Here is an 18,850-nt window from a genome sequence, read left to right as displayed (position 1 = left end):
TGCATACATGGTGGTGCTCCTTCGTGAGGGTCAGCGTTGCTGGAGGGTGACGTCGCCACTTGCGGTGGTGGCGCGGATCTCGAGGTGGTCCTGGCCCTCGGCGGGCGCGCCGACGGGAGTCAGGTCGGACTGGACTCGGCCCGACATCGTGGTGATGTCGGTCCACACCGGGGTGCCGGACGGAATGCCGATGCGCACGTCGCCGCTCGCCCCCTTGACGACGTAGCGGCCCCTGCGGGCCAGCTCGACGCTGAGGTCCCCGCTGCCGGTCGAGAGCGACAGGTCGTCTGCGGCCTCGCCGACCTGGACGTCACCGGACCCGGTCTTGACGACGAGCCGGCCGCCCACGGACTCCACCAGGACGTCGCCGGAACCCGTGGAGACGGCCAGGTCGGAGCAGCGACGGACGACGACGTCCCCGGAGCCGCTCTTGATCCGGGTGTCCCCGCGGAGCTCGATGAGACGCAGGTCGCCGGAGCCGCTCTGGAGCTCGGCCACGCCGTCGACGAGCTCGACGCTGACGTCGCCGGAGCCGGTGTTGAGCCACAGTGCGCCAATCGCGCCGTGCACCTGGGTGTCCGCGCTCCCCGTCTTCACCGTCACGCTGCTCTGGTCGGGCATCACCACAGTGATGTTGGCCTTCCCGGCGCCGCCGGTGAGGAATCCGATGCCCGAACGCGGGCCAACGACCTGGATCTTGTCCTCGCGCTGCTCGACGACGAACTCGTCGGCGTGCTTGCCGGTGACAGTGACGTCGGTGCGGGTCACGTCGGCGGCGGTGACGGTGAGGCGACCCGAGTGGCATTCGACGTACAACTCGATGGGCTGGGGGGTCTCGAAGCTTCGTTGCACGGGTGTCTCCATGGTGTGAGCGTCCTACCGACCAGCCTGAGTGCTGGTCGGCTCGTGTGCTTGACGGTGTTTGCGGGCTACTGCCAGCCGGTCATCCGGCGTGAGCCGCGTGCGTTCGAGCGTGGGTCGTTGCCGAACAAGGGGAGGCTGGACAGGTCGATGTCGACGCTGGCCACGTGGTCGCTGGTTGCTTGACGGACGACGTTGACCAGCCACGTGTTGAGGCTGTGGCCGGCTGCTGCCGACTTCTCCTCGGCGCGCGCCTTGACCGACTCAGGAATGCGCAGGGTGATCCGCGCGAGCCCTTCGTCGTCCTCGGGCGGCGCTGGCGGCGTGGGGGGCGGGGGTGGAGCGGGCACCGCGTGGGTGGGTGCGATGTCGACGACGAAGTCGAGCTCGCGCCCGTTGAGCCGGACATCGACGCCACCCTCGGGCAGCTCGGCGGTGATCTCAGCGGCTGCTTGGGAGATCGCTTCCATCAGCACCAGCCGGGTGCTGGGGTCCAGGGCGAAGGTCAATCGCTCAGCGGCGGCGCGCACATCCTCGCCGCTGGCGTCCGCAGCAGCCAGAAGGTCTCGGCGCAGCGACTCGACGTAGGGGGTGATGTCCATGTGCACCACTCTGACATCAGAGTGACGTCATGTCAAGGGATTGTGATGTCACATGTGGTGCCGTGTGATGTCGCGGTGCGCCACTGCGCCCCTCCGCGCAGCCTCACCGACGTTTATTTCATCAATGAACTTCGGTGAGGCACGCGGGGGCCAGACTTGGAGTCACAGGTCGAAGAGCGAGCCCGACCCGTGGATGTCGACGTCGGTCTTGGGCGTGTGTACGTCGCCAGCGGCCGCGGGCTTCGGAGCCGTGCTCTTTGCCGGGGCGGCCTCGGGCTCGGGCTCGGTTGCCTCGGCTGGCTCGGCTGGCTCGGGCTCCTGCGCATCGGGCTCGGCCCCCGCAGGCTCCTCGGCTCCCTCGGTCTCCACAGCGTCGGTCGACGGTGGGAACGTTGCCGCCTGACTCAGCGCGGCTCCGGACGAGAGGGTGTCGGTCGGGCCCTCCTCGGCCCCGTCGGACCCGCCAGCCGCTTCGGCCTCCTCAACGCTCTCGGCCGTCTCGACTTCCGCCTCCGCAGCAGGAGCAGCAGCAGCGACCGGCGCGGGAGGAGTTGGTGCCGCTGCCGGTGCCTCGATGTCGAAGAGCGAGCCGCTTTCGGGGATCGACGTTGCCGGGGTGCTGACGACACTGGCCGGGGTCGAGGGGAGAGCCGGCTCGGCGGGGGCCTTCTCCCTCGCGTCAGGGACGTCCGACGATGCGGTCGTCTCAGGGACGTCCGACGATGCGGTCGCCTCGGGAGCCGTCGCGTCGGACGTCGTGGAGTCCCCTGAGTCCGACGCTCCGTCCTCCCCGTCCCCGACGTCCGTCGCCGTTGCGGCGCCCGGCGCGGGAGCCGGCGCGGGAGCCGTAGGCGCGGGCGCCTCGATGTCGAAGAGGGAGCCCTCGGGGATCGAGGTCGCCGGGGTACCGGCGGCGGCCGGCGAGGACGTCGCCGGGACGTCCGACGACGCGGTAGCCGGGGCAGCCGATGTGTCGGACGTGGTGGTGGGCTCGGTCGTCGCCTGGGGCTCGACCGCGACCTCCGCCTCGACCTCCGACTCGACCGCGACCTCCGCCTCGACCTCGGCGACCGACTCGGCCTCAGGCGCCGCCTGGCTGCTGGGAGCCGGTTCGGGGGCCGCGATGTCGAACAGCGACCCGGTCGAACCGGCAGGCGCACCGGTCGCCGCAGCGGGCTTCGCCACGGGAGCGGGCTTCACGTCGGCTTCGGGAGCGTCGGCGCTGGACTGCTCGGCGCTGGGCGGCTCAGCCGCCGTCTTCGCGGCTGGCTTCGTCGTGGGCTGCGGCCCGGCCAGGTCGAACAGCGACCCGCCGGAGCCGAGGTCCGCGGCCGGCTTCGATGGGGTCGTCTCGGTAGCGGTGTCCACTGACTCCGCGGGCTCGGCCTCGACCGGCTCCCTCTCCGCGGCCTCGGCGGGGGATGGGGTGTCGAACAGCGACCCGCCGGAGGACGTGGCCGCGGTCTCAGCCTTGGCCGGGGCGGGGGTGTCGAACAGCGAGGAGCCGCCCGAGGCCTCGGCAGCGGGACCCGCGTCCGCGGTCTCGGTGATGGTGTCCTCGGTGACCGTGACGTCGCCGGCCTCGGGCTCGGCCTTCGTGGCCACGTCAGCGGGGGCCGTGGTCGACGGGGACGAGCCCGCCGCCGCCTTGATGGCCGACTCGCCCTTGACCGAGGCGAGCAGCATCTGCGCGACGTCGAGCACCTCGACCTCCTCGCGGGCGTTTCCGGCAGCCTGCTCGGCGGTCAGCCCGTCGGAGAGCATCACCCGGCAGAAGGGGCAGCCGACAGCGATCTGGTCGGCGCCGGTGCCGACGGCCTCCTTGGTGCGGTTGAGGTTGATCCGCTCGCCGATGTTCTCCTCCATCCACATGCGCGCGCCACCGGCGCCGCAGCAGAAGGACTTCTCGGAGTTGCGCTCCATCTCGGTGAATTCGGCGCCCGGCAGGATCTCGAGCAGCTCGCGCGGCGGCGTGTAGACGTCGTTGTGACGGCCGAGGTAGCAGGGGTCGTGGTAGGTGATCGAGCGCTTCGCTGCGCCCGCACCCTCCTTCACCGGAGTGAGCTTGCCCTCGCGCACCAGGCGGTTGAGCAGCTGGGTGTGGTGCACGACCTCGAGCTCGATACCGAAGTCCTTGTACTCGTTCTTCAGCGTGTTGAAGCAGTGGGCACAGGTCGAGACGACCTTCTTGACCTTGAACTCCTTGAACGTCTCGACGTTCTGCGCCGCAAGGCCTTGGAAGACGAACTCGTTGCCGGCACGACGAGCCGGATCGCCTGTGCAGGTCTCGCCATTTCCGAGTACGCCGAAGGACACCCCAGCCATGTTGAGCAGCTCGGCGACGGCGCGGGTGGTCTTCTTGGCACGGTCCTCGTAGGCGCCGGCACAGCCGACCCAGAACAGCCAGTCGACCGATTCGAGGGACTCGAGGTCCTCACCGACGACCGGGACGTCGAACTCGAGTCCCTTGGCCCAGTCCATCCGGGCTGTGGACGACATGTTCCACGGGTTGCCCTTGTTCTCCAGCCCCTTGAAGAGACCGTTCAGCTCGGCGGGGAAGTTGGACTCGACCAGCACCTGGTATCGGCGCATGTCCATGATGTGATCGACGTGCTCGATGTCGACGGGGCACTGCTGGACGCAGGCACCGCACGAGGTGCAGTTCCACAGGACGTCCTCGTCAATGACGAAGGCGCCGTCGGTGGGGTTGTAGAAGTAGTCCAGGACATCCGTGCCGGTGCCACCGTTCTCGCCCTTGGTGCCCGAGCCGACGAGCGAGCGCTCGGAGTGGCCGGCATCGCCGTCGGCCTTGGCGTACGCATGGTCGCGCAGGGCCGTGATCAGGAGCTTCGGCGAGAGCGGCTTCTCGGTGTTCCACGCCGGGCACTGCGACTGGCACCGGCCGCACTCGGTGCAGGTGGTGAAGTCGAGGATGCCCTTCCACGAGAAGTCCTCGACCGAGCCGGCGCCGAGGATCGAGTCCTCGTCGAGGTCATCGAGGTCATCGAGCGTGACTGCCTTGCCGCTCGAGGTCAGCGGCTTCATCGCTCCGAGCGCGGTGCTGCCGTCGGACTCGCGCTTGTAGAAGATGTTGAACCACGCGGTGAAGCGGTGCCAAGCGATGCCCATGGTGATGTTGCGAGCGATGATCATCAGCCAGATCATCGCCAGCGCGATCTTGAACGTGGCGATGGCGTAGATCAGGTTCTCGAGTGAGACTTCCGAGGTCGGGTAGATCGCGTCGCCGATCCACGACGAGATCGGGAAGTGCGACCGTCCGGCCTCCTGGCCCGAGGGGAGCAACCATTCGGCTCCGCGCACGAAGAGGATCGCTGCGCCCTCGAGCAGCGCAAGCGCCTCGACGAAGTAGGCCTGCCACATCGTGGAGCCGAAGAAGCGGCTCTTGCGGCCCTCGCTCCGCGGGTGGTGCTTCTGGCGGTAGATGATCAGGAAGACGATGCCGATGGTGCTCAGCAGGCCGATGATCTCGCTGAACCACTCGTAGACATACCAGTGCCCGAAGACAGGCCAGGCGAAGTCGGGCTTGAAGAGTTGGAAGTACGCCGCAAGCACGGCCGTGCTGAGGAACAGGAAGGCCATGTAGACGAACCAGTGCATGATCCCGACCCAGTGCCATTGCAGCATCCGTGTGTGGAGGAAGGTCTCCTTCAACATCGTCACGCCGCGACCGACCGCGTTGTCGGACCGTCCGGGAGCGGGCTGACCCCTGCGGATGACGCCGAGCATCTTGCGTACGGCGGGCACGAGCACCGCGAGGGCAGCGATGGTCAGGGCGAACGAGACGACGATCGCAATGATCTGCGTGATCTGCATGGAGAGCGCTCCTCGAGTGCCGGGCAGGGAGCTCGTCCGCGACGAGAGTCCGGTGGGCAGAGCCTAGAGTCTGGAACACCGAGCGGGGGTCGAGGTGCGAGTGAGTTTGATCCTACCGGCAGGTAACTTGAACTGGTGTGGGAGCGGTCAGTTCACGATCGCCACGTTCTCGACCTCGATCTCGCGAGCGTCGTCTCGGTAGGAGGCGACCTTCGCCTGGATCTCGGTGAGCGCGCTGGTCAGGCGCTCGATCCCGTCCCGCAGCCGCTGTTGATACGCGAGGTGGGCGGCGTGGGATTCGCTGCCGGGTTCCCAGCCCGGCGTCAGCGCCTCGACCTGTTCGAGCAGGTCGCGGATCTGGCTGGTGATCGCTGTGGTGGCGGTGCTCATGGCGGTCTCGATGCTGGCGAGCGAGCCCTGGTGGACAACCAGGCTGCGCTCGCTCACTCGGGGCCTCCGCCGAGACGTTGGTGCAGCCGACCGGTGTCGACCGCCACCTGCCGATCGTTGGCGGCGTGATCCTGAGCGAGGCCGGTGAGCGACTGGGCGTAGCCGTCGAGGATCGGTCCGATCGACACTGCCACGTCGAACCAGGCGTTGATCGCCTCACCGAAACCGGCCGCGGCCTGGCCCTTGAAGCCGCTCGCAGCGGTCTCGATGTCGGTGCCCAGGCCGCGAAGGGTGGCTTGGAGCGGGTCGACGGCGTCCGCCACCGCAAGCGCTGCGGCCTGCATCTCGGAGTAGACAAGTCCCACGGTCATGGTGACCCCTTCCGTCATGGCCCCTGGTCATCGGATGGTCATCGGGTGCTCGTCAGGGTCCTACCCCGTGGCGCAGGTTGTACACCCCAGGTGTTTGAGTCTGCCCATGAGGGGAAGCAGGAGGCCATGACGTCGTACGACTTCGAGGTCGACCTCCAGAGCATGGGCGCGGCTGCCCAGGGGCTCAACGACACCGTCAAGCTGTTCAAGGACAAGGACGTCGAGGACCTCGTGCCGAGCAAGGACGACGTCGGGCACGACGCTGTCTGGGAGGCGGTCGACGAGTTCAAGAACCGGTGGGAGGAAGGCGTCAACAACCTCTGCCAGGACGTCGAGGAGATGGCTGGCCGGCTGGGCAAGATCGCCATGAACTACTTCGAGACCGACAAGGCCGGGCAGGACTCCCTCAAGGCCCTGGCCTCGACCATTGCCGCGGTCAAGGTGATGGACTGATGGCGGACTTCACGATCAAGGGCAACCCGGCCGGCATCCGGTCGCGAGCAGTGACGATGTCGGAGAAGGGCCAGCTCTTCTACGACACCGGGGAAGCGCTGGCCAAGATCGACACCTCGGGCTGGACGGGACGCGCGGCCGACCAGTTCCGTGAGGCCCACGACCTCGAGCCGGAGCGGTGGACCAAGGCAGGCAACGGTTTCAAGAGGGCCGCAGCTGCGCTCTCGACGTATGCGGACGAGCTGGCCGACGCCCAGGCGGTGGCTGACTGGGCGCGGGAAGAGCACGCCCGAGGTGAGACCGAGAGCCAGAAGGCGGAGGGTGCGTTCTCCTGGTACATGGATCAGATGCGGTCCTACTGGGCCTCGGGCGGCACCGATCCGGCCGAACCGTACGTCGATCCGGGTGCGGCGATCCGGGACCATGCGATCAGCGAGTTCAACGCAGCCAAGGCCGACCTCGACAACGCGGCACACCTGTGCGCCGGGCAGGTGCGCGCGGGGTGCGCTGACGCGCCGGAGGAGCCCGAGTGGTGGGAGTCGGGACTGCGCTTCGTGGGCGGGATCTTCGAGGGTGCCGGCGAAGCGGTCTGGGACCTGCTCACGATGGTTCCGTTCAGCCCGGTCAACCTGGTCATCGACTCCTACAACCTTGCGACGGGTGACATCACGCCCGAGGAGCTGAAGAAGAAGTACGAGCTGGCCGGGGAGTCTGCGGTCGACATGGCGCAGGGGATCTATCAGGGCCTGCGCGACGACCCGGTGGAGTTCGGCAAGACACTCGGCAAGAGCCTGCTCGACTGGGACACCTGGGCCGACGACCCGGCTCGTGCCCTCGGTCACCTGGTGCCCGACGCCGTGGCCGCTGCTCTCACAGCGGGCACCGGCGCCGTCGCGACCCGCGGGGTCAAGGGCGGCATGGACGTGCTGGACGGACTGGGCGATCTCAACAAGCTCGACAACCTGGCCGACCTGAACAAGCTCGACGAGCTGGGCGACCTTCGTCGGCTCGACAACCTGCCCGACGACATCCGCGACCTGGTCGACCGGCCTGTCGGCAGCTTGGCACCGCACGAGATCGATGCGCTCCGCGAGGCGCGCGACGCCATCACGGCTGCGCCGGGAACGCCCATGCAGCGCGTGATCAGCCCTGATCAGGTCGCGGACTACGTGCGGGGGTCAAGTTCCAACCCACACTTCCAGGTGGACCAGACCTACGGATACACCGCGCGCCACGAGGACGTCGCGGGCCTGAGGACCCCGCAGGAGATGTTCGACGGGCTGGGTCTCGACTACGACACCACCCCCTACCGCGCCGACGGAGACACCTCCGGGCCCAACCAGGGCGGGAAGGCGGTAGACGAGATCCACTACCTCCGCTACGAACAGGTCTCCGAGGACATCGTGGTTCCGCGCCACTCCGACCTGGGCGGGTCAGGTCGGTTCGACGCCGACGCGACCGCACCCGACAACCCGTTCACCGGAAACGGCTACACCTCGGGCGGAGTCCCAGAGTTCCACACCGGCCGACCGGCCGACCTCGGCCCCGGCGCGGAGATCTGGCAGGCAGACGCGTCGGGCAACCAACATCTGGTGGCCACCATGGTCGAAGTCGACGGCAAGCTCTCCTGGTTGGCGGTCCCACGTTGAGGACGACAGGTGTCTGGACGACCTTCGGCGGGGAGCAGCGTCAGGTCGCGGGCCGGGTGGACGGGCCGACGATCCGGCTGCGGGACCGGTTCGATCCGACGCGCTTGGCTGAGCATGTGGCTGCTGAGCAGCTGGGCGAAGTGGTCGCCGTCACCGTCCGGGCGTCCTGGCGTGGGGGCGAGGTCCTGGTGAATCGCCTGCGTGGTGACGACGCTGTGACGTTCCTGACCGACGACCGAGCCCTCGCAGAGCGCGAGGGACTCCAAGGTGATCAATACTCCGGATGGGGCGGCATCGCGCTCATGCAGGACCTCAGTAGCGTCGAGGAGACGGTGACAGTGCTGCGAGGCTCGGAGGGACACGCATGACGGTCATGGAGAAGATGCTGGTGCCGGCGGGTATGCAGCGGATTGTTGAGCAGGGGTACGACGCGCTGTCCGGTCCGGTGTATCGGGCCGAGGATCTGTTTCGGGCCACCCCTGCCGAGCGGGTGGCAGCCCACGGACTGGCGGGGGAGGTGTTCCCGTACGGCCCCGACCCTGAGCACGTAGACATCGTGCGGTTTGGGACGACCCCGACCATGGATCTGCGTGTTCCGGGCGTTCCCGTCACTCCGGGTGAGCGGCCGTGGCCGGTCTATGACAAGGGCTTCCTGCTCAACGCGGTGCCGGTGTGGGATCTGACGATGACGCGGGTGCCGGTCGAGGCGCGCTTTGTCCGGGTGGACCGAGACGGGTCCGAGCGGGAGTTCTCTCGGTATGGCGGAGGGGCGTGGGGCTGGCAGCGAGCGAAGGGTTACTTCCCCCCGTTGCACCTGATCGGTCCTCGGGCCAATTGGCGTGGCCTCGACCTTCCCTGTTCCTACACCGTTGACCACGGGTCCGTTGAGCTGGTGTGGGTGGGGGACGAGGCCGTGCCGGATGGTTTCACCCCAGCGCGACCCCGGGTCCACTCCCGGGTCGTCCCTGTCGCTGAGTGCGACCAGGTCTTCGAGGTCGAGTTGCGCGGACGCTGGCGTGATGCCCCCGTTCGGATCCTTCAGCAGGCTGGTCAGGAGGCGTTGTTGCTGCTTCTCGACCCCACGTTCGAGTCGGTCAACCGGCTGGGCGCAGTAGCTCTCGAGCCCAGCCTGTTTCAGGCGACGGCTCCCATCTCGGAAGTCACCGATGTCGTGGGCCTGGTCAACGAGCCGGCGCCGAGCCGAGGCAGCGGCGGACCGCGGTGAACCGACAGCGAAGGAACCCGGGGCCGGTGTCCGCGCTGAAGGGTTACCTCAGGGTCCCGGCTGCGGGCCCATGAGGGTTGGCAGCGCCGAGCACTATGGGTGGGAGCAGTCCCGGCCTGTCCAGCTGGTCGCGTTGGTCTCGGCCCCGGGCGATCCGAAGGCGTTTGCGTGGCTGAAGGTCTCTGCCGTCGCGGGGCACCCCGAGATGGACATCGTCGTGTGCCCGCGGACCAATCCGCGACAGTGGCGCCTGCCGCGGGCGGGTCACAGACTCGACGTCGCGTCCTGGACGGTGGACCCCTCGGACGCGGCCGGGTGGGAGCAGGCCCTGGCCCGAGGTGGCCCACTTCGCTGGTCGCCCCAGGGCAATCCTGACCAGTGGCTCTTCCTCGAGGTTCCGGGTGCCAGGGTTGCCCCAGAGCGACGAGATTCGGGCCCGTACTTCCGAGGCGTGAGCTACCGAGGTCGTGGCCGAGCGGCACAGGCCTTGGCCCCGGGCGCTGACGTTCTCGCCACCAAGGGATTGGCCACCTCGCGGGATCCGCGGCTGGCAACCAGCAACTTCGCCATCGAGGCACTGCATGCCGTCGTCGGTGACGAGGGGCACCGCGTCGAGGGGTCTCCAGGACGGCAAGCCGAGCTCGAGGTGTGGTTCTCAGCCGGCACCACGTTTCGAGTGCTGGGAGCGGGGGTGGTGGACGACACCGCGGTGACGGTGCTCCACCAGCTGGACACGGTGACCGGACGGCCCTGGCGGCCGCTGGCTGACGTCGAGCAGGTCCTGGCGATGTACGCTCGCGACGTCGCCGCCGTCCGTGCCGCGGGAGTGGCTCGCGTCGGGTCCCCGGGCAAGTTCGTGGGGGAAGTGCAGTGACGGCGACCCAACCCCGGGTATGGCATGACTCGCAGCCAGATCAGCGCTTCGCCCGTACGGCCACGACCCGACCTGCCTCGGTGAGAGTCACCTTGACGATCACCTTGCGAGCACCAGTGCCCGCGCAGTAGGTGAACCGGTTTCCCAGTCGCTCGTAGGGCTGGCCGACGCGGGTCAGCAGCGCACGCAGGCCCGTGCCCTTCGCAGCCAGGCGGGTGAAGCGCGACACGCTGAGTCGGTTGCCCGGGTTGCGGCACGAGTCTGCGGCGATGCCTTCGGCCCGCTCCCAGGTCTGGAGGTAGGCCTCCGCGCCCCGCATCATGTCGTCCTTGATGGCGGCTCCGTCGGCACCGGCGACCAGGGAGATGTCCTGGATCCAGTCCGGGTAGAGGCCGTACTGCGCGACCCCGTCCACGTTGAGGTCGTAGACGCGCTGACCGGCGTGCTGTTGGTTGATCGTCACGCCGTTGAAGCCCTTGAAGGGATAGGTGACTGGGTTGGGCACTGACGCGCCGCGGGGACTGCCCTGCGCCCCGAGGCCGTTGATGTCGGCGCCGTACCCGAAGCCGAAGTAGAAGCGCTCGTCGGCCCAGGCCAGGTGTCGGCGCCACTTCTGCACGAAGCCGGTCGAGTCACCCGCGTACGGCGCGACGTAGCCGCCGAGGCGGTAGATCCGCGGATAGGCGTCGGGCGTCGACCACGAGTGGCTGGAGATGGCGCCGGAGTAGGCGCGGGCCTCGAGCTGGTCGAGGAGGCTGTTGCGGGCCTTGACGCTCATGTGGTCGGGGTCGATCAGCATGCGCTTGTCGGCGAGCCGGTCGACCAGGTGCGCGCCCAGGTCAGTGAGGCCCCGGGAGTTGCAGTGCATGGGCGTGCCGTACAACGGGAGCGCTCCGATGTTGAGGAGCCCGCCCACCTGGCCCACGGCCGCGAAGAGGGCGTCCTGCTGGCCCGCACTGATGTCGGGGGCGGCCAGCTGCGTCTTGTCCGCGCTCTCGCCGTCGGCAGGCTCGCAGTGCCGCATGTCCCAGTAGGAGCCGGTCTCGAGGAAGTTGGCGGCGTTGACCACGACACCGGTCTCACCGGAGTCTCCGGCGATGCCGGACAGGGCGTTGTCGAACTTGTTGACCAGCTCCATCTGGCGCACGCCCAGCGCGTGCATCTCGTCGAGCTGGCGGTCGATCTCGGCTGCGTCGCACTGGTTGAGGTCCCCGGTTGGCAGCTTCTTGTAGGTGCACCCGAACGGCACGCTGGTCTCGATGCCCATGACCACCGCCAGCTTCCCGGCGTTGATCACCTTTCGGGCCTGCCAGGGCGATCGGACGATGCGATACCAGCCGAGGCCCGGGCCGCCCGCCTGCGCGTCGATGTAGTCCTGGAGCTCGTACATCCGCTGCGCCTGCAGTCGCACCGAGTCCATGTCGTCGCACGAGTTCTTCTTCAACGGATAGAGCTCGCACAGCTTGTTGTTCTCGACGAGCAGGTTGACGAAGATCCGCTGGCCACCGCGCCAGGACCGCTCGAGCCACTTGTAGTAGGTGCCCTCGTGGGTCAGCGACTCGGGTGCCGGCCAGTCCTTGAAGGTCGGCCAGCCGACCGGGTCGTGGCCGGGTTTGCCACCCAGGGCCGTCTCGAGCACTGCGCCGTAGCCGTTGGTCGAGGAGTGGTCAGGGCAGTCGACCAGAGCGTGGGCGGGGCCGTACTTGTCCCACGGCTTGCCGCAGTGCACGGCTCCGCCGAGGAACTCGAAGGCCATGCCGTGGGTGTGCGCGTCGACGTACCCCCGCACCTCCTGGTATGCCGAAACGCCTGCGTGCGGCCTGCCGCTGACGTTGACCTGGGACTCCGCGAACGCGGGGCAGCCGCGGGCCGAGCGGACCCGGAAGGCGTCGCTGCCCGCCACGCGGAGCGGAGTGCCCTGCGAGGTGAAGGACATGCGGCCGCGGGTGAGCCGGGCACTCCACTCGGTGGCCGGTGCCGGCTGCGCGGCCCGGCTGCCGTCAGCCGCGAGGAACCGCTGGTCGCGGTCGATGATGAGGTAGGTGCCGAGCATCGTGGCCCGGAACCGGAAGGCCTCACCCTCCGTCGTCAGCTTGTAGCAACCGCCGGCCAAGGCGTAGCGCGTCGCCGGGATCCGGGTGCGCTTCGGTGTCACCCGGACCGTGGTCAACTGCGGATCGCGCAACTGGCGCTGCGTCGCGACGTAGGCGGCGGCGTCCCGGGCCTGCCGAGCAGTCGTCGGGTCGGCGGTCGCGGCCGACACGTCGCCGCCCCGCGAGAGAGCGTTCTTGGTGGCCCGGTCGTGACTGCTCCCGTGGGTGTGGTCGTGACCGTCCTCGAGGAGAACCTGCTCGGTGCCGGCCTCGTAGCTCGCCCGCAGCGCACCCGTGCGAGGCGCCCCGGTGTCGGGCAGGGCAACGGCGGTCCCGATGAGGGCGCAGGTGAGCGCCACACTTCCAAACAGGTGGGTGAGACATGGCCTACTTGTGCGCATCGGGTGTCCTCGGCATGGTCCAAAGGAACCACAAATGACGCCCGTTCGGACACGCGCAATGAACAATTTTTGTCATCTTCCACAGTTCAACCACGATCCATGACTTCGAGGTGTAACGGGCGTTCTATGGGGCACTGCATGTTTACGACGTCCTTCGGGGGACGCTCCAACCACACGACATAGAGGACTCACAGCATGTCTGCACCAGTGCGACAAACACGCCCCTTCATCGCGCGGCTCATGGCCGTAGCGCTCGTCGCCGCAGGGGCTCCAGTCCTGCTCGCTGCGGGGATGAGCTCGGCGTCAGCCGACGCCGGACCCGGGTCCACCCCGGGCAACCCGATCCAGGTCACGAGCCCCAGCGCCGTGCCCGCCGGCTCGACGCAGACCGGCTCCACCACCAGCGGCTGCGCCACCACGACCACGTGGACGCACACCGTGCCCGCCGTGGCGGAGACCTTCCGCCCCGAATACCGCTACAAGCGTGACATCCCCGCGGTCGCCGAGGTCAACCACCAGGAATACCGCTGGCCGCTGTTGAAGCGCACCTACACCCCGGCGCAGGCCGAGGTCAGCCACAACGAGTGGACCGCTGAGCAGCGCTCGCGGACGAACACTCCCACCACGGAGTATGAGTGGGACAAGAAGGTTCAGTACCAGAAGGCTCGATGGAGCGGCAGCACGTACATCGGCCCGATCAGCTACGACTACGACTACACCACTTACAGGTGGCGCGACTTTGGTCTTGCTCCCGTCTGGAACACGACCAACACTGCTCCGACTGCTCCCGGGCCTGTTCGCGGCAACTTCATCCACAACTCCAATGGCGATTGGTACTACACGACGTTCTACGAGTACCAGCGCACTGGTAACACGAGGACGGTCAACAACTACGGCGCGTGGTCTGCCTGGACGTCCTACGGGAACAACCCGTACCTGAGCGACCCGATGCTCCCGGCCAACACGACCACGAAGGAATACCGCAAGTCTGGTCCGGTGAAGGTCGTCGACCGGCCGGCTGTCGCCGCATCGTTCAGCCCGTGGGTCGCTGACGGCTTCTCGCCGTGGAGCACGAACCCGGCCGCTCCGGCCGACCCCGACGGTCAGACCGGCGACACGAACCCGTCGAACCTCCGCATGGTCGGGTCACCCCGTGAGCAGCAGACCGTTGTCGACTCCGCCGCCATCCCCGGCTACACGGAGTACTACGTGACCGGTGGCACTCCGTCGCGTGACGCTGCGGCTGCTTCGTGGATCAGCGAGTCCACCCTGGCCGGTTGGACCCGCTTCCAGGAGCGCACGGTGAGCAACAACGATGCCAAGCCTGCGGTCGTGACGTACTACGCCTACAACGACCAGAAGGTCTGCGAGACCGTCGCTCCGGCTCCGACGCCGACCCCCGAGGTGCTCGGCGAAGAGACTGGCCGCGTTTCGGGGAAGATCTACACCAGCTGCCAGCGGACCGTCCGGGTGACCATGAAGAACGCCTCGTCGCGCGCCGTCGTCTACAAGGTCAAGGTGGGCAAGAAGGTCACGACCAAGAAGGTCAAGGCTGAGAGCACGGTGACCTTCACCACGACAGGTCAGCACCGTGACATGGCCAAGCTGATGCTCGGCACCCAGGTGCTCGCGAAGAAGCGGGTGCCCAAGGCCTGCCCGGCTCCCGAGGTGTTGCCCGAGACTGGCCAGCGTCAGCGCTAGGCCTCCTCGCCGCCGCGAGGACCAGAGAAAGGACGGACGATGAAGCGAGTGGCCATGCTGCTCACCGTCCTGCTCAGCCTGGGCGGTGCCGGTACCGCCGGCACCACCCAGGCCTGGGGTGGCAGCGCCAGCACCACGGAAGGCGCAGGCGCTCGCGAGGCCAGGTTCCCTCCGCTCACGCTGCCCCAGCTGGGGATCCGTAGGGCCTCGGTCATTCCCGTGGGGATCAACCGCCGCGGTCAGCTGGCCGTCGGCGGGAGCGTGCGGTCCCTCTACACCTGGAAGGACGGCGTGCGTCCCGGTCAGCAGGGCAGCGCCGTCATTGCCGGCCACACGTGGTCGCGGGGGGCGGGCGTGTTCGACCGACTCGGCTCTCTGCGAGCCGGCGACCGGTTCTCGGTGGGCCGCGCGGACTTCGAGGTCACGCGCCTCCGACGCGTGCGGCGGCTCTCGCACCAAGAAGTGCGGGGGCTGTTCTCCGATCGGGGGCCTGCTCGAGTCGTCCTCATCACCTGTGGCGACCGCTCGGTGACCACAGGGGTCTATGCCACGAGGATCCTGGTCTTCGCCGACAAGGTGTGACCTGGGCCACGAACGTTACTCAACTGTGGATCGTGAGTGGGTGGCCTGTGGGTGAGGCGGGTTCAAGATGGCTCTTGTCGGATGTGCCTTACGGTGCAGATAGATGTTGCCTGGATCCGGGGGGGTCCGCGTACGATTCGCGAGAGCGCGTCGCTGTCAATGGCTTCTCAATCGATCATTGCGATCACCCGACAACCGCGGCCGGCCTGTTCCTCTTCGGAGTGAACGGCCGGTCGCTTTTGTTTCCTCCCTCGAGTGCGCTCGGTCATCACGCCCCGCCCAGTCGACGAGACAGCGTGGCCGCAGTGGCGCGTACGGCGCTGGCCGCAGCATGCGGGGTCGTGGTCTGGTCGGCAGGGTCCTGGGGGAAGGTCACCGCCACGCCCGCCACAGGATGCCCGTTGTGGTCGAGCACGGGTGCGGCGACGCTGGCCATCCCGTCGGAGACCTCCCCGTCCTCGACGGCATGGCCCCGCTGGCGTGCCTCGGTGAGCACAGTGCGGAGCTGGCTCAACGACGCGGGGCCGCTGCCGAGCCGGTCCACGAACGCAGCCCTGTCCGGGTAGAGCGCTCGAACCTGCTCGCTGGGCAGGGCCATCAGGATGGCGCGACCACTGGCCGTCAGGTGTGCCGGAAGGCGGACCCCCACGTCGGTGACCAGGGGCGGTCGCCCGGGCGCGCGCTCCTCCAGCACGTAGAGCACGTCGCGCCCGTGCAGGACGGCCAGGTGCCCGCCGTACCCGGTCCGGTCGACAAGAGACGCCAGGGGTCGGCGAGCGATGCGCTGCAGGGGTTCCTGGCGGGCGAAGCCGCTGCCCACCTCGAACGCCGCGACGCCGAGGCCGTAGCGGCGCTCGTCCTCGAGGTGGACCACGAAGCCCTCGGCGATCATGGCGTTGATCAGGTGGTAGGCGGTGCTGCGCGGAAGGTCGCAGGCCCGCGAGATCCGGTCCAGTGGTGCCGGTTCAGGCTGACTCGCCAGGAACCGCAGCACCCGCAGGGTGCGGGTGGCTGCGGGAACCTGACTCATACCGCGTCATCCTGCCTGACGCAGGCCCCGCCCACGTGCCGGCTCAGGCGCGATGTGTTCCCCCGTCGGTGCCGTCAGTGCTGTCGGTGCTGTCCGTGCTGTCGGTCGGGTGGGACGAGCTGCCGCCGAGGCGGTCTCGCAGAGTCCCGTCGTCGGCGCCGGCAGCCGCGTCTCGAGGGGCGGTGTCCGTGGACTCCCGGTCCTCCTCGTGCCCGTCGGCCGAGGAGGTGGCCACCGTGCTGGTGCCCGTCGAGGGGTCGTGGTCACCCGTGTCGAACACTGTGTCCGGGTCCGAGGAGGTGCTGGAGCTGGTGCCGGTGGCCCGGCCCGTGCTGGGGTCGGCATGGATCGGGTCGCTGGGGATGTTGGAAGGACCGGCGGGGTCCGCGGCCTGCGGGGTGTAGTCCTTCGCCTTGTGGTTGACGTCGGGGTCCAACCGGTCGGCAGCACGGACCTGGTCCTCGTACCTGGCCCGCTCCTGGTCCAGTTCGGTGCGGACCCGGAGGGCCTCCTTCTCGGCGCGCTCTGCCTCGAGGCGCTTGTGCTCGGCCTGCGTGGCCGCTTGGTCGGCGCGCGCTTGGGCGTCGGGCAGGCCGGCGGCCCCGCCGTGGGCCTCTTCGCGAAGCTGCTGGGCCTGGACGCGCTTGCTCTCGGTGCTCTTCTTGCGCATGGCCGCGACGATCAGGCCGATCAGCACCAGTGCAGCCAGGGCGATCACGACGATCCAGATGATCTGCTCGTTATCCATCTTGACTCCTTGATCTCCGCGCGGCTGCCTCCAACGGCGCCGTGCCTCCTCAGCACCGTAGACACTTTGAGAGGCGGCGGATACACATGTGGGGGTGGGGCGCACTTGCATAGATGGAAGTCGACGCGACGTCAACCCTCGGTTGGGTGAATTTCGAGGTAAGTGGCCCGAGGTGCCTCTAGGGTCACGTGCATGACCCGTGTCCGAGCGCTGGCGTGGCCCTTGTGCCTGTGGCTCGTCGTGATGGCCGTTGCGGGGTTCTTCGTGGCGCAGGGTCAGGACGCGGAGCGCGAAGGCCTCATCGAACGGACGCAGAGCCGCGCAGAGACGGGGTCGGAGTTCGTGGCCGCCTACGTCGACGACATCTTCAAGACCGAGCAGCGCCTGGCCGCGGAGGTGCTCCAACCGGGATGGCAGGCCTCGGACTTCGACGAGGACAGCCAGTTCCTGGGATTCCCAGCTGCGGTCCTGCTCGACAGAGATGGCCGTGCGGTCGCCCTCGCGCCGGCCGCTCCCGAGCTGGTCGGGGCCGACCTGGCACAGAAGTACGCACACCTGACGCGTGCCCTCGAAGGCACGCCCACAGTCTCGGACGTCGTTCCGTCGGCTGTTCAGGGCGACCCCGTCGTGGCCTTCGCCCTGCCGATGGCCTCCGAGCGTTATGGCGTGCTCTCGGGCGCGTTCGCCCTCGCTGACAGTCCGTTGGCGGCGTTCGTCGATCGCCAGCCCATCGCCGGCACTCATGGCGTGATCCTCGACTCCCGCGGGGAAGTGGTCGTGTCAGGCGGCGGGGAGAGTCCCCGGGCGAAGGCGCTGCTCACCCGGCTCCAAGATTCCTCCGGGACGCCGATCCTCATCGACGACCGCGTCGTGGTGGGCGCTCCTGTCCGGGGCACGAGCTGGATCTACGTCCTCGACGTCCCCCGCACGACACTCCTGGCGCCGGCCGCTGGGAACAACGGGAGCGAGTGGGGACTGCTCGCCGTCGTCGGGATGGTCGCCCTCGGCGGAATCCTCGTGGCCCAACGCGCGAAGGTCGCCAGCCACTTGGCACGGCTAGAGAAGGAGCAGGTCGACCAGCGCCTGCGTCTGACGGTCGAGCACGCCCCCGTCGGCATGGCGTTGGTGGACCTCGACCGCCGGTTCGTCGAGCCCAACCGGCGCCTGTGCGAGATGTTGGGATACTCCCCCGAGGAGCTGACCCACCTCACCTTCGAGGACGTCACCCTGCCCGAGGACGTGTCCGTGGGGCTGGACCGCCTGGCCATGCTCACGGCCGGAGAGATCCCCCACGTCGAGCTCGAGCAGCGCTACGTGCGCAGCGACGGGTCTCTCTTGTGGGGTCGGCTGTCCGTCAGTGTCGTCCGCGACAGTGCCGGCGACCCGGTGTACTACGTGAACCAGGTCGAGGATGTCACCGAGGTCCGCAAGGCGCGAGCCGAGCTCCAGCACAAGGCTCTCTACGACCCCCTCACCGGTCTCGCGAACCGCAGCCTGCTGATGGACCGCCTGACGTTCGCCCTCGGCAGCGATCGCGGTCATGCCGGGGTCGGGGTGGGCTTCTGTGACCTCGACCGCTTCAAGTCGATCAACGACGCTCACGGTCACGGTGTCGGCGACGAGGTCCTCAAGGTGGTGGCACGCAGGCTCCAGGAGACGGTGCGCGCGGTAGACACCGTCGCGCGACTGGGAGGTGACGAGTTCGTCATCGTCCTCCACGACGTCCACTCCGCCAGTGAGGCCAGGGCGGTGATGGACCGCGCGCGGCGATCTGTGGAGCAGCCCATCGTCACGGACGGGGTGACCATCCGCACGAGCTTGAGTGCCGGGTTGGCGTTCGCCGAGCCCGGGAGCGACCCCGACGTGCTCCTACGCAATGCCGACGCATCGCTGTACGTCTCCAAGAACGCCGGACGCGGGCGCGTCACGGTCCATGCCGAGGTGCTCCGCCCGACCGATCAGGAGCCCGGCCGCGAGAACGTTCGTTCCACGACCTGACACGTCTCGGATCCGAGACGGACTGCGTCTGCACCGGG

At 68.4% G+C, this 18,850-nt stretch carries 16 protein-coding genes; 8 read left to right on the top strand and 8 right to left on the bottom strand.

Annotated elements, in window-relative coordinates; translation table 11 throughout:
• Positions 1–30 precede the first annotated feature (30 nt).
• The 5 genes from VNJ48_RS16065 to VNJ48_RS16045 form a co-directional block, all read right to left on the bottom strand.
• A complete protein-coding gene (locus VNJ48_RS16065) occupies positions 31–864 on the bottom strand; it encodes a DUF4097 family beta strand repeat-containing protein (protein WP_325603886.1) in 834 nt (277 codons plus the stop codon).
• Positions 865–929: 65 nt separating this feature from the next.
• Positions 930–1,463, bottom strand: a complete 534-nt coding sequence (locus tag VNJ48_RS16060) for a pilus assembly protein HicB (protein ID WP_325603884.1) — start codon at positions 1,461–1,463, stop codon at positions 930–932.
• A 162-nt stretch (positions 1,464–1,625) separates the two neighbouring features.
• Positions 1,626–5,297, bottom strand: a complete 3,672-nt coding sequence (locus tag VNJ48_RS16055) for a heterodisulfide reductase-related iron-sulfur binding cluster (RefSeq protein WP_325603883.1) — start codon at positions 5,295–5,297, stop codon at positions 1,626–1,628.
• A 147-nt stretch (positions 5,298–5,444) separates the two neighbouring features.
• Complete coding sequence (locus VNJ48_RS16050; protein ID WP_325603881.1) at positions 5,445–5,744, bottom strand: hypothetical protein; 300 nt, start codon at positions 5,742–5,744, stop codon at positions 5,445–5,447.
• On the bottom strand, positions 5,741–6,058 hold the full coding sequence (locus VNJ48_RS16045; RefSeq protein WP_325603879.1) for a WXG100 family type VII secretion target: 318 nt from the start codon (positions 6,056–6,058) through the stop codon (positions 5,741–5,743). The genes VNJ48_RS16050 and VNJ48_RS16045 overlap by 4 nt, the downstream gene beginning before the upstream one ends.
• 126 nt (positions 6,059–6,184) lie before the next feature.
• Between VNJ48_RS16045 and VNJ48_RS16040 the strand changes: the two genes are divergently transcribed.
• From VNJ48_RS16040 to VNJ48_RS16020, 5 genes are all read left to right on the top strand, one after another.
• The gene (locus tag VNJ48_RS16040; protein WP_325603877.1) at positions 6,185–6,511 is read left to right on the top strand and encodes a hypothetical protein; all 327 of its coding nucleotides are present in this window, start codon (positions 6,185–6,187) and stop codon (positions 6,509–6,511) included.
• Positions 6,511–8,160, top strand: coding sequence for a WXG100 family type VII secretion target (locus VNJ48_RS16035; protein ID WP_325603875.1), 1,650 nt, complete (start codon positions 6,511–6,513; stop codon positions 8,158–8,160). Before VNJ48_RS16040 ends, VNJ48_RS16035 begins: the two co-directional genes overlap by 1 nt.
• Positions 8,157–8,528: a hypothetical protein gene (locus VNJ48_RS16030; protein ID WP_325603873.1), complete on the top strand. Its 372-nt coding sequence runs from the start codon at positions 8,157–8,159 to the stop codon at positions 8,526–8,528. Before VNJ48_RS16035 ends, VNJ48_RS16030 begins: the two co-directional genes overlap by 4 nt.
• Positions 8,525–9,385 (top strand): hypothetical protein, encoded by an 861-nt coding sequence (locus tag VNJ48_RS16025; protein ID WP_325603872.1) that lies wholly within the window; start codon positions 8,525–8,527, stop codon positions 9,383–9,385. Before VNJ48_RS16030 ends, VNJ48_RS16025 begins: the two co-directional genes overlap by 4 nt.
• 70 nt (positions 9,386–9,455) lie before the next feature.
• A complete protein-coding gene (locus VNJ48_RS16020) occupies positions 9,456–10,259 on the top strand; it encodes a hypothetical protein (protein ID WP_325603870.1) in 804 nt (267 codons plus the stop codon).
• A gap of 40 nt (positions 10,260–10,299) precedes the next feature.
• On the opposite strand, the gene VNJ48_RS16015 is transcribed toward VNJ48_RS16020, so the two are convergent.
• On the bottom strand, positions 10,300–12,711 hold the full coding sequence (locus VNJ48_RS16015; RefSeq protein WP_325603868.1) for a hypothetical protein: 2,412 nt from the start codon (positions 12,709–12,711) through the stop codon (positions 10,300–10,302).
• 237 nt (positions 12,712–12,948) lie between these two features.
• On the opposite strand from VNJ48_RS16015, the gene VNJ48_RS16010 reads away from it, so the two are divergent.
• Both VNJ48_RS16010 and VNJ48_RS16005 read left to right on the top strand, forming a co-directional pair.
• Positions 12,949–14,454, top strand: a complete 1,506-nt coding sequence (locus VNJ48_RS16010; protein ID WP_325603866.1) for a hypothetical protein — start codon at positions 12,949–12,951, stop codon at positions 14,452–14,454.
• Positions 14,455–14,493: 39 nt separating this feature from the next.
• Positions 14,494–15,036, top strand: coding sequence for a class F sortase (locus VNJ48_RS16005; RefSeq protein WP_325603864.1), 543 nt, complete (start codon positions 14,494–14,496; stop codon positions 15,034–15,036).
• 268 nt (positions 15,037–15,304) lie between these two features.
• On the opposite strand, the gene VNJ48_RS16000 is transcribed toward VNJ48_RS16005, so the two are convergent.
• Both VNJ48_RS16000 and VNJ48_RS15995 read right to left on the bottom strand, forming a co-directional pair.
• Entirely contained in the window at positions 15,305–16,066 is a 762-nt protein-coding gene (locus VNJ48_RS16000) for an IclR family transcriptional regulator (RefSeq protein WP_325603862.1), read from the bottom strand.
• Between the two features lie 43 nt (positions 16,067–16,109).
• The gene (locus VNJ48_RS15995) at positions 16,110–16,814 is read right to left on the bottom strand and encodes a hypothetical protein (RefSeq protein ID WP_325603860.1); all 705 of its coding nucleotides are present in this window, start codon (positions 16,812–16,814) and stop codon (positions 16,110–16,112) included.
• A gap of 192 nt (positions 16,815–17,006) precedes the next feature.
• Here VNJ48_RS15995 and VNJ48_RS15990 point away from each other — a divergent pair, with 192 nt between their 5' ends.
• A complete protein-coding gene (locus VNJ48_RS15990; protein ID WP_325603858.1) occupies positions 17,007–18,812 on the top strand; it encodes a diguanylate cyclase domain-containing protein in 1,806 nt (601 codons plus the stop codon).
• Positions 18,813–18,850 lie beyond the last annotated feature (38 nt).

Origin of the sequence: Nocardioides sp. (genome assembly GCF_035576065.1) — a bacterium.
Taxonomy (GTDB): Bacteria; Actinomycetota; Actinomycetes; order Propionibacteriales; family Nocardioidaceae; genus Nocardioides.
This window is presented reverse-complemented; position numbering and strand designations above follow the sequence as displayed.